Raw genomic sequence first — 12,336 nt, forward strand, 5'->3', positions numbered from 1 at the left:
TCAGCGATATATGGAGCTAATGCAAGTGGAAAGTCAAATGTGTATCAAGCTTTTCAGTATATGACTTATTATGTATTGGAATCATTTGGATTTGGTGGTGATGGCAAACAAGAGGCTTCTTATAAAAAAACTACTCCATTTGCTTTTGACAAAGTATCAGAAAATGACGAATCAACCTTTGAGGTATTTTTTATGGAGCCTAATGACAATACATTTAAAGTTTATAATTATGGATTTTGTGTGAATAAAGAGAGGGTTACAGAAGAATGGCTTAATTGTAAAGCGAAGACAAGTAAAGAATATAGAAGTATTTTTTATAGAAATGAAGATGAATTGGAGTTAGATGGAATACCTTCGAAATGGAGAAAAAATATAGAAGTGTCATTAGAGAAGGAAGCTTTAGTTGTTTCTCTTGGAGCAAAATTAAAAATTGATAAATTAAAACTTGTTCGAGATTGGTTTTTAAATAATGAAATTGTTGATTTTGGAGATCCAATTGAGACATATTTTAGATCTAAAATGCTACCTAAAAATTTTGAAAAAGATAAAAATATACAACAAGATGTACTTGATTATATTGCAACTTTTGACGATTCTATAAAAGCATTTGATGTTGAAAAAATAAAGGTAGAATTAGAAGAAGATGATGAGAAGTATTTAATAAAATCTTATCATAATATGATAGATTCTAATGAAAAAACACATATTTCATTAAGTGATGAATCAGCAGGAACTTTAAAAATGTTTTCATTATATCCGGTGCTACAAGAGGTATTGAAAAAAGGAAGTGTGTTGTTTGTAGATGAATTAAATGCAAAATTACATCCTTTACTGGTTAGAAACTTTATTTTGACTTTTTTGAATTCGGAGTTAAATCCTAATCATGCACAACTTGTTTTTACAACACATGATACATGGCAATTGTCGAATGATTTATTGAGAAGAGATGCAGTTTGGTTTACTGATAAAGATGCTAATGGAATATCTAGTTTGTATTCATTGGCTGATTTTAAGAATGAAGATGGTTCTAAAATTAGAAAAGATGAGAGTTTTGAAAAAAATTATTTGTTAGGAAAATATGGCGCTATTCCTATCTTAAAGAATATGAAGATTCTTAAGGAGGAATAAATATGGCTAAAAAAGATAGACTTGGAAAAAGAAAGCAAAGAACTATTAATAAACGTGAGCCTGAATTAGGGTATTATCTTATTTTTACTGATACTGAAGAAACTGAGAAAAATTATTTTGATGGATTGAAAGATTCTATTTCATCTAAATATAAGAATAATCTTACTATAAAGGTAAAGAAAACAGGAACATATGATTTAGTAGATGATTGTAAGCAAGAAACCTCGCAACATCCTCAATATGCGATACCATGGATCGTATTAGATAGAGATGAAGTCAAAAATTTTGATTCTCTAATAGAAAAAGCAATTAAAAATAATATAAATGTAGGTTGGTCTAATCCATGTATAGAAATATGGTTTGAAGCATATTTTGGTAAAATGCCTACTTATAATAATTCGGTAGATTGCTGTAGAGGATTTGAAAATACTTTTAAAAAGAAAACCGGTAAAAAGAATTATGAGAAAAAATCTAAAACAATTTATTCAGATCTTTATAATTTTGGAAATGAAAAAGAAGCTATAAAATTAGCAAATCAGAAATATAAGCAAAAAGAATCAGATGGGTATACAAAACCATCATCTATGAATCCTTGTACGACAGTTCATAAGCTGATAGAAGAAATTAGAAATAAAATAAAAGATGAATAAGACCTAAATATAAAAAGTGATATACAAAATTGTAAGAATACGATTTTATATATCACTTTTATATTAAAAAAATTACATTATCATGTATAAACAAATAAATTTTGGATAAACTACATATATAATCCTACTTAACCATTAATAATTTAGCTCGATTTTGCTGTCATCCTTTAGATATTCATTGTCTTCAGGCATTATATCGTCGTATATAAAGTCGTGAAGTACACATATAGAATTTACATCGTATAGCCATACCCAGCCGGCATCCTTGTATTTACCGCCTTTTACGTGTTTGTCGTCGATGATTGGGAACTCGGCTTGTTTAATTGAGTCCGCATTTGCAAAGCTATAAGAAGTAAATGCTAGGTCTAACATTTCGCCTACTGATACGTTGGTAGTTACATATGGTAGTAGACTGTTTATTAGCTTTGGATATTCTGCCATAGATAGATCTTTGACTCCATCGAACATACCAGAGATTATTTTACGTTGTCTTTGGTCTCTGTATATACCGTTGTCAAGGTATCTCATACGTGCATATGCGATTGCTTGATATCCGTTTAATGTGTGTAGACCTTCACCTTTTATAAGCTGCATTTCGCCTTTATCAGCATATGTACATGCTTCGTATGCTCCAGGAATACCGTCGTTTAGAGATTTTATTTCCCTTTTTTCAATCTCTACATCGACACCACCTATTACGAATATTATGTTCATTAGGTCGTCGAAATCGACTTGGACGAATTTATCTATACCTATGTTGAAGTTTTTTTCTATAGTTTCAAATAGTAGATCTTCTTTGCCCCAGAAGTATGCTGCGTTTAATTTTCCTTTGCCATGACCAGGGATATCCACATATGTATCACGAGCAAGAGATGTTAATTTTATGTCGCTGTGGTTTGCATCGACAGTTAATATCATCATTGCATCAGATCTGTATGCGAGCTCATTTTCACGACCGTCTGTTCCTAATAGTAGTATGTTTGTGACTCCTTCTACTTTGTTGTATTGAGATTCGTAGGTGTCGTCTACTTGTGCTGAATGTATTCTGAAAAATACAACCATGAAAGTTATCAAAGGAATCAATATAAGTAGTGCTACTAATATTATTACGATTTTTTTAAATGTTGAAAACTCTTTAAATTTACTCAAATATTAATGCTGCTGATAATTTGTATATCGCAGCGGTTCACCTCCCCCTGTAGTTTATTTTAGTTGGCAAATTTTACATGTTAATGCTTGCCTTGCTAAAATTATTGTTAATTCAATTATAGACAACAAAAAGTGTTGATTCAATAAGGAAAATATATTTTCGGTATTTATTGAAATGTTAGGGTAAAAATATTAATATATTTAGGAAGGAAATTTGTATAGATTACGATATTTTGTTAAAAATACTAATGTGGAGGTAATGATGCAGAAGGTTAATTTACAATTTTTGAATTTGTTAAAAGCATCGTTAAAGGATCAAACTTACGAGGGCGAAGAAATAGGCTTTAACGATTTAATATACATATATAAATTATCTGAGATACACCATGTCGTACCTATGATATATAATGCGGTGTATAGTCAGGATTTTTTTCAAAAGCAAGAAGATGGATTTAAGGCGATGTTTAAGTCGATGGCGTTTAAACTTATTTTCTCTCAAATCCAGAGAACTAGCAGATTTTTGGAGCTGTATAAAAAGTTACGTGAAGAAAATGTAAAATTTTTAGTATTTAAAGGTATAATTTTCAGAAATATGTACAATAATCCAGATGATAGGATGTCTGCTGATGAGGATATTGTAGTTTGTGCTGAGGATTACGACAGAGTTAAGGAAATTCTTACAGGTGAAGGACTTGAATTTATCGATAAAGGCGAGGAGTGTGCTTATTTTTGCAGTAATACAGGACTTTGTATCGAGGTTAGTAAGAGTCTTTTTTCTGAGGATTCCAAGGCTTATGGTCATTTGAATGATTTATTTGATGATATTTTTGAAAAGAGCATAGAAATCGATGTAGATGGTGTAGCTATTTCGACCTTATCACATCAGCAACACCTTATATATATAGTTTTTCATAATATGAAGCATTTTTTAACTGGAGGCTTTGGTATAAGACAGGTTGCCGACTTTTTTAAATATATAGAGAGCTACGGTGAGTTTATCGATTGGGAAATGTTTTGGAGTGATTTGAAAAAATTAAATTACGATACCTTTGCACTTAATTTGATAGATATCAGTTTGAAATATTTAGGATTTGACGATAGCAAGGTGGTTTATCCAGATGAGCATTATAGATTTGAAGATTTAAAGAAATCAGGCAAATATTACATAAATAGTGATGCGCTGATATCAGATATATTAGATGCAGGTGTTTTCGGCGCTAGTACTATGGACAGAAAGCATACTGCGCTTATGACCCTTGATGCAGTTGAGGACAACAGCAGTGGCAATAGATTTAAGGCTGTATTTCCAAGTGTAGATTATTTAAAGGGAAGATACACTTACTTACAAAAATATCCTGTATTGCTTCCGGTGGCTTGGATTCAGAGAATTTTCTCTTATATGAAGAAGAATGAAAATAATTCAAGCTCTTATATAAATACGATGGAGCTTGGCAAGCAGAGAATAGCCTTACTTAAGGAGTATAAGATAATCAAATAGCGATTTAAGAAAATTGTAATGTTGTTGTAAGTTGAAAATATGCTAGAAATATGGTATTTTTAATCTAGATTTTGACTATAATAAAGAGGGAAGAGGTACGCATTAAATGGATAAATATATTAGTAACAAGATAAAAAATGTATCATTATTTATGACGTTCTTTGTAGTTTTACTACATTCGAACAATCTAGATACTACTCAAAGTGTAGTAAGTGTTAATTCTTTAGTACAGAATTTTATAGGGCAAGGTATTGTCAGGGTAGCAGTCCCTATGTTTTTCTTGATATCAGGATATTTGTTTTTTTATAACTTTGTACCATCTATGGAAAAGTGGAAGTACAAATTTAAAAGCAGATTCCACAGCTTATTTATACCATATGTGATATGGTGTACAGGTTGGTTAGTTATATTGTATTTAGTTGAATTATTGCCGATTGGTAGAGCATTGTTCTCAGATAGAATAATAGCAGATTATACTCTTAAGGAATTATTTGTAAATACATACGTATATCCGCTTCCTTACCAATTTTGGTATATAAGATCGTTGATGCTAGATGTGATATTGACACCTGTATTTTACTATATAATCAAATCACTTGGTAAAAAATCACTGCCTATATTAGTTGTAATATGGTTTTTATATCCGATTTCAGAAATGTTTGGAGGAATATGGTTCTTACAAATATTCAACTATCCATTTACAATATTCGCAATAGGTGCGGCTTTAGCTATTAATAAGGTAGATTTGCATTTTAGAGATATAGAGGATAAGCATGTAGTAGTTTTAGGGGTATTGTACATATTATCTTGCATAGTTAGAACTGTACTTATGTACACTGAATTGCCATTATTAGACTTGGCGGAAAATGCCGTAATTCTATTTGGAGTTCCATTTATGTGGCTTGTTTACGATAGAATAAGCAGTATAAAGGATAAGAAAATAGATATAGCAAAATACGGAATATTTATATATTTCTTCCATATACCATTCCAATCAATCTTAAAGAAGCTATGGTTTAAGGTTATGCCACTTACTGATATCAGCAGCTTGATAATATTCTTTGTAGCTCCGGTTATTTCGATAATCGTCTGTATATTAGTGGCAATGTTCTTGAGAAGATTTATGAATAGATTTTATATGGTATTAACTGGAGGTAGATAGCCTAAAGATGGTATTTCATTTTATGTGAGATACCATTTTATTATATTAGTAGTATACTATCGCGCACCTGTTGCGTCTAATTAAAGGAGGAGGGGCTATAGTGAAAAAGTTTTTTATAATCCTTGTAATCTTGGCCGGGATAATTTTCTTTCAAAGTGAAATAAAACAATTTGCAGGAGATCTGACTGATTATATTAAGGTTGAAATATTAAAAAAAGATGATGAAAAAAATTTAGATAATATAGGTATAAATAAACAAGAAAATGGCAATGATAAAAACATAGAAGAAAGTAACTCAGGCTCAACCACTGTACAAAACTACAAGAATGTACAATTAGACGATAATTTAGATAACTTAATTTCAAAAATGGGACAACCGGACAAGATAGAAGGCAGCGAATACGGATTTAAATGGTATGTATATAATCAAGACTACACTAGATTTTGCATGGTAGGTATATCTAATGATAAAGTCGTGGCTTTATTTAGTAACACGATGGATTCAACCGAAAGCCAAGATATAAAGCTTGGAGAGACTAAATCACAGGTTTTGAAAGCTTATGAACCTTTGACATATAGAAAAATAGGAAATACTAGATATATTATAAATGAAGATTATTACAGCTTAATAGAGGCAAATAATAGCTACATAACGGCATTTTACGATTCATTTGAAGATAATAAAATAGTTGGAATACAAATTATATCTAAAGACATAGAAAAAAGCATGTCTGGGATATACACAAAGGATAATTCGGTGACAGATGACTTTGAAAATACAAACAGATACCTTATAAATTCAGAGAGAGTAGCGCATGATTTAAATACTGTTTCCTATAGTGAAAAGGCGACTTTATGCGCTAGATCACATAGTGAAGATATGAGAGATAATGATTACTTTGCACATCAAAATTTGAAAAATCAAAGTCCATTTGATAGAATGCACGACTACAATATCTATTATACTGGAGCAGCAGAGAATATAGCTGCAGGTCAGACTAGTGCGATATTTGCGCATTATGCATTGATGAATTCAGAAGGACATAGAGTTAATATACTAGGAGACTACAAATATGTAGGTGTTGGAGTTGCATTTGGTGGCAGTACTAATATGTATCTGACTCAAAATTTCTATAGATAGTGCTAAGTAAGTAGAAATAATATGAAAATTTAATAACATATTAAAAAGCTAAAAATTACATATAAAATATATAAATATAAACATTGACATAAAAATTTAGGTATGATAATATGTAATTCGATTAAGTAGACCAGATAATCGCGGGCAGCTTTGGCTGCGTGAGGAAAGTCGGAGCTCCATAGAGCAGGGTGCTAGGTAACGCCTAGTGGGAGTGATCCTAAGGAAAGTGCAACAGAAAATAACCGCCACTTTTGTGGTAAGGATGAAAAGGCGAGGTAAGAGCTCACCGTCGACTAGGTGACTAGTCGAGCCGTGTAAACCCCACCTGGAGCAAGGCCAAGATAGGGCAAAAAGGATGTTGCTCGCATCCTCCGGTAGGTAGGCCGCTTGAACTTATTGGTGACAATAAGTCTAGAAAGATGATTATCAAATACAGAACTCCGCTTATAGATCTGCTTAATTGAATCTGATATTAGAAACTGCAATTTTTATGATTGCAGTTTTTTTGTATAAAAAATTGTCGATGAATAGCATTGAATAAATTTTCAAAATAATCTGAAAAGACAAATTTTTGCTGGAATTTACGTTATAATATATTTATTTACAAAATATTGAAAAAATAAATGACAAATTTTGTAAAATGGACTAAAATAAAAATAGGTTAGTTAATTTAATCTGAAATTATTTGATAATATAATTACTGGGGGGAAAATCATGAAGAAAAAATTACTAGCAATTTTAATGGCTGTGACTATGGTATTCAGCATGTTTGCCTATGCACCATTATCATTTGCGGAAGAAACAACTGATTCCTATGGCGAATACGCTTACAGTGTATTACAATATATAGATCAGAATTTAGTTGAAAGAAGAGCAGGTACTGATCAAGAGAAAAAAATGGCTGATTATTTAAAAGCAGAATTAGAATCTTTTGGTTATGAAGTTGAAGTTCAACCTTTTAGCTATACTAGAAGAGATGTAACTTATAATTCTCAAAACGTAATAGTTACTAAAAAAGGTGAATCTTCTAAAGAAGTTATTGTAGGAGCTCACTATGACAGTGTTGGAACTCATGGTGTTGACGATAACGGATCTGGTACAGTTGTAAATCTAGAAACTGCAAAGAGATTTGTAAATAAGAAAACTCCTTACACTATTAAGTTTGTATTCTTTGGAGCTGAAGAAGCAGGTCTTAGAGGTTCTAAAGCTTATTCAGATGCTATGACAGCTGAAGAAGTTGAAAATACTCTTTACATGATAAATATGGATAGTATTTTAGCTGGTACTTATCGTTATATTTACAGTGGTAACTACAACGAAGAAACTGGTGAAGTTGAAGATACATGGCCAGTTGAACAAGCTATGGAATTATCAAATGCTTTAGGAACTGAAATGAGACTTAATAATACTGAATTAAACTATGATTATCCAAGTCCATCTACTGGTAACTGGAGTGACCACGCTAGCTTCAGAAATAAAATGCCTTACTTATATTTTGAAGCAGTTAACTGGGACGTTTTAGATGATCCAAATCATCCAGAATGGGGTAGTTCAGGAGCTTATGAAACTGAAATAGGTGAAGTAATGCATAGTTCAGAAAGAGATAACTTAGAATTTATCGAATCTACTTGGGGAACTCGTGGAAAAGATACAATAACTGCTTTCTGTACATTATTAGATTCAGTTTTATGCCAAGTAAGTCCTGATGGTTTAATAACTCCATCTAAAGATGCATTAAAAGAAGCAATTGAAAAAGCTAATGATATGGACAAAACAAGCTTCTCTGATACTGCTTATGCTGCTTTCCAAGCTGCATTAAAAGAAGCAAAAGCTGTAAATAAAACTGAATATGTATTATTAAAAGATCAATCTGTAATAGATGAAGCTACAGCTAAGTTAAATGAAGCTATGAACAATGCTGGTTCTTCTATATCAAATGCTACTATAGAAGTTGAAAATCAAGTTTACACTGGTAAATCAAGAAGACCAGAAGTTGTTGTAAAAGACGGCGACAAAGTATTAGCTGAAGGCACTGATTATACTGTTAGTTATTCAAATAATAAAGAAATAGGAACAGCTAATGTTACTGTAAAAGGAATGAACGATTATGTAGGTTTAGCTAAAGCTACATTTAGTATATTACCACAAGATGTTACAGGACTTACTGCAACTAAAAAGGCAGCTACTTCTTTAGAAATATCTTGGGATAAAGTAGAAAATGCTGATGGATATAAAGTTTATAAATACAGTACTTCAAGCAAAAAATATGTATTAATAGCTACTATTCACGATAATGATACAACTACTTATAAAAATTCTAGCTTAATTTCAGCAACTAATTACTACTATAAAGTTGCTGCATATAAAGAAGTTGATGGTAAAAATTACATAGGAGCACAATGTGACAGAATTAAAGCAACTACTAATCCTCTTCAACCAAGAGTTATTTTATCAACAACTACTAAAAAAGTTAAATTAACTTATGATAGCAAAGTAAGTAAGAGAACAGATGGATATGAAATTTATATGGCAACTTCTAAAAATGGAACATATAAATTAATAAAAGACACAGATAAAACTTACTACACTAAATCTAGTTTAACTAGTAAAAAAGGATATTATTTCAAGGTTAGAGCTTATAGAACAGTAGACGGACAAAAAGTTTATAGTTTATATAGTTTACCTAAATACATAAAAGTAAAATAGTTAGAATGAAATAATTTAACAAAAATTATTTTATAATATAAATAAAGCGCTACTCAAGGTGTGATTAAGGGCACAAGGAGTAGTGCTTTTTTGATAAATTTTTTTGAAAATAAATGAATAAAATTTCTAAAACTGTGAATAATAACATTAAACCAATAAAGAATTTTAAGAATATATTAAACTCCTTGCGAATATAAATTAAAAGTGCTAAATTCTAACTATACAGATATTACAATTTTAACTAAAATTAAATTTCGAAAAATACAAAAGTTGTTTTTATGGGGGAAGATAATGAGAGGAATTGATAAAGTTATTTTAGGAAGCTTAATTACCGCATCTATGGTTGGCATTAATTATAATATATCTTCAGCTGATAAAATAGAACAAACTACATATATTACAACAAATAGGTTAAATATGAGAAAAGGTCCAGGAACTGGATACGCAAAAATTGGAACTTTGAATCAAGGAGAAAAAGTTGTAGCAATTGAAAAATCATCTGACGGAAAATGGGTTAAAATAAAATATAATTCTCAAGAGGCATGGGTAAGTTTAGATTATTTAAAAAAGGAAGAAACTCAAAGTACTACAAATGAAATTAAGTTAAATTCTAATTACAAAACTACTGGAAATTTGAATATGAGAACAGGAGCGTCAACTAGTTATTCAAGGATAGCTACATTGCCTTTAGGGACAGTAGTTACACCTACAAAGATATCAGCAGATGGAGAGTGGGTGCAAGTAAAATATAACAACCAAACAGGCTGGATATCAGTAAAATATATAAAACTAGACGAGACAACTGCGCCAATAGCACCAGAAGAGCCTAGCGATAAGCCGGATCAAACAGGTAAAAAATACAAGACAACAGGAAATTTAAATATGAGAAAAGGTCCAGGGACTAGCTATGCGAGAATAACTACGCTACCAATGGGAACAGTAGTTACGCCGATAAGCTTTTCAACAGATGGAGGCTGGGCACAAGTAAAATACAACAACCAAACAGGCTGGATATCAGTAAAATATATAAAGCTAGATGAAACATCTACACCTATAACACCAGAAGAACCTAGTGACAAGCCTGATGAAGAAACTCAAAAATTCTCAGGGAAATATATAACAACAGCGAATTTAACTTTGAGAAAGGGTCCTGGTCAATCTTATCAGGGAATTCTTACAATTCCTGAAGGAACAAAAATCGAAGCAACTGAAATTACTTTAGATGAAAATTGGCTAAAGGTAACTTACAGCGGTCAAACTGGTTGGGTAAATTCTGATTATCTAAATGAAGCAGATACTGTGGATGAGGAGGATACAAATCCTGATTATGAAGTTCCTAGTCAAGCTTTGGGAGATGATTTTTATACTACTTCAGCAGTATATTTTAGAGTTAGCGATAGTTCAACTAGTAGTCTAATATCTCAAATACCTAAGAATACAAAAGTTACACTTATAAAATTTAATTCAGATGCATCTTGGGCTCAGGTTATATACAATAATAAAACAGGATGGGTGTTAGCTTACTATTTAAACGATGAACCTTTAGGATCTTCAGGTTCCAAAGACGAAACATCTGAAGATACAGGTACTTATAGACAAGGTACAACAAAAGAAAATTTGAACCTTAGAAAAGGACCATCTACTTCTTATTCAGTTTTAGTTACAATACCTAAAAACAGTACTGTAGAGGTTTATGAAGAACAAAATGGCTGGGTAAAAGTGAAATACAACTCATATACAGGCTATTGTTCAGCATTGTATATAAAGTAAAATTTTAAATAATATAGGTATAATAATTGGGGGAACTGTGCATAATATTTATGGAGCAGTTCCTTTTGATGTTGAATTTAATGCTGACTTTTAATAATAAGATTTATTGATTAAACTTATTAAGTATGATATTTTATAATGCATAGGAAATTATATTTATAATTTTGGTCAAGCATAAACATAGAAAATATTGGGAGGGATTAAAAGTGAATATTTTGGTTACTGGTGGTGCTGGATATATAGGGAGCCACACTACTATTGAATTAATAAACGAGGGATATGAAGTAATTATTGCCGATAATCTATGCAATAGTAGTTCTATTGTAATAGATAGAATAAATAAAATTACTGGTAAAAAAGTTAAATTCTATAATGTAGATACTAGAGATGAAAAAAATTTTAGAAAAATTTTTGAAGAAAATAAAATAGATGCAGTTATACATTTTGCTGCACTTAAAGCTGTTGGAGAATCTGTAGAAAAGCCGCTTGATTACTACAACAATAATTTAGTAAATACAATAACAGTTTTAGAGCTTATGAGAGAATTTGGTGTGGATAAATTTGTATTTAGTTCATCTGCCACTGTATATGGAAATCCAAAATCTTGTCCAATAAAAGAGGATTTTCCATTATCGACAACAAATCCTTATGGGAATACAAAGTTAATGATAGAAGATATTCTAAGAGATATATGCAAAGTAAATAAAGATTTCAATGTAGCTATACTTAGATATTTTAACCCTATTGGAGCTCATGAAAGTGGAATTATAGGTGAAGAGCCTAATGGAATTCCTAATAACCTAATGCCTTATATAACTAAGGTTGCAATAGGTCAATTAAAAGAGCTAAGCGTATTTGGAGATGACTACGATACTCCTGATGGAACAGGGGTTAGAGATTATATACATGTAGTCGATTTAGCTATAGGACATGTCAAGGCTCTTGAAAAGTTAAAACAAAATCCAGGGCTTGTTACATATAATCTAGGTACAGGTAAAGGATACAGCGTGCTTGATTTAGTCAAAGCCTTTGAAAAAGCAAGTGGAGTTAAAATTCCATATAAAATAGTAGGTAGAAGAGCTGGAGATATAGCAATGTGCTATGCAGATCCAACTAAGGCAGAAAAAGAGCT

The 12,336-nt window shown here is 31.1% G+C and carries 9 protein-coding genes and 1 other RNA gene; 9 read left to right on the top strand and 1 reads right to left on the bottom strand.

The genetic code is table 11. The features are described from left to right. The coding region (locus ACI3VO_RS13430; RefSeq protein ID WP_439758407.1) for an AAA family ATPase at positions 1–1,128 on the top strand (1,128 nt) is incomplete at its 5' end. Between the two features lie 2 nt (positions 1,129–1,130). Further along, a complete protein-coding gene (locus ACI3VO_RS13435; RefSeq protein WP_439758408.1) occupies positions 1,131–1,778 on the top strand; it encodes an RloB family protein in 648 nt (215 codons plus the stop codon). 135 nt (positions 1,779–1,913) lie between these two features. On the opposite strand, the gene ACI3VO_RS13440 is transcribed toward ACI3VO_RS13435, so the two are convergent. Beyond that, a complete protein-coding gene (locus ACI3VO_RS13440; RefSeq protein WP_439758409.1) occupies positions 1,914–2,927 on the bottom strand; it encodes an LCP family protein in 1,014 nt (337 codons plus the stop codon). Positions 2,928–3,189: 262 nt separating this feature from the next. On the opposite strand from ACI3VO_RS13440, the gene ACI3VO_RS13445 reads away from it, so the two are divergent. The 7 genes from ACI3VO_RS13445 to galE all read left to right on the top strand — a co-directional run. Next, the gene (locus ACI3VO_RS13445; protein WP_439758410.1) at positions 3,190–4,425 is read left to right on the top strand and encodes a nucleotidyltransferase domain-containing protein; all 1,236 of its coding nucleotides are present in this window, start codon (positions 3,190–3,192) and stop codon (positions 4,423–4,425) included. A 106-nt stretch (positions 4,426–4,531) separates the two neighbouring features. After that, entirely contained in the window at positions 4,532–5,587 is a 1,056-nt protein-coding gene (locus ACI3VO_RS13450; RefSeq protein WP_439758411.1) for an acyltransferase family protein, read from the top strand. Between the two features lie 100 nt (positions 5,588–5,687). Then, positions 5,688–6,728 carry a CAP-associated domain-containing protein gene (locus ACI3VO_RS13455; protein WP_439758412.1) on the top strand — a complete coding sequence of 347 codons (1,041 nt, stop codon included), beginning with the start codon at positions 5,688–5,690 and terminating at the stop codon, positions 6,726–6,728. A gap of 122 nt (positions 6,729–6,850) precedes the next feature. Beyond that, positions 6,851–7,191: RNase P RNA component class A (gene rnpB / locus ACI3VO_RS13460), an RNA gene on the top strand. Positions 7,192–7,442: 251 nt separating this feature from the next. Then, positions 7,443–9,434, top strand: a complete 1,992-nt coding sequence (locus ACI3VO_RS13465; protein WP_439758413.1) for a M20/M25/M40 family metallo-hydrolase — start codon at positions 7,443–7,445, stop codon at positions 9,432–9,434. 291 nt (positions 9,435–9,725) lie between these two features. Next, positions 9,726–11,204: an SH3 domain-containing protein gene (locus ACI3VO_RS13470; RefSeq protein ID WP_439758414.1), complete on the top strand. Its 1,479-nt coding sequence runs from the start codon at positions 9,726–9,728 to the stop codon at positions 11,202–11,204. Positions 11,205–11,410: 206 nt separating this feature from the next. After that, the coding region (galE, locus tag ACI3VO_RS13475; protein ID WP_439758415.1) for a UDP-glucose 4-epimerase GalE at positions 11,411–12,336 on the top strand (926 nt) is incomplete at its 3' end.

It is taken from the genome of Intestinibacter sp. (assembly GCF_051866655.1).
GTDB lineage: Bacteria > Bacillota > Clostridia > Peptostreptococcales > Peptostreptococcaceae > Intestinibacter.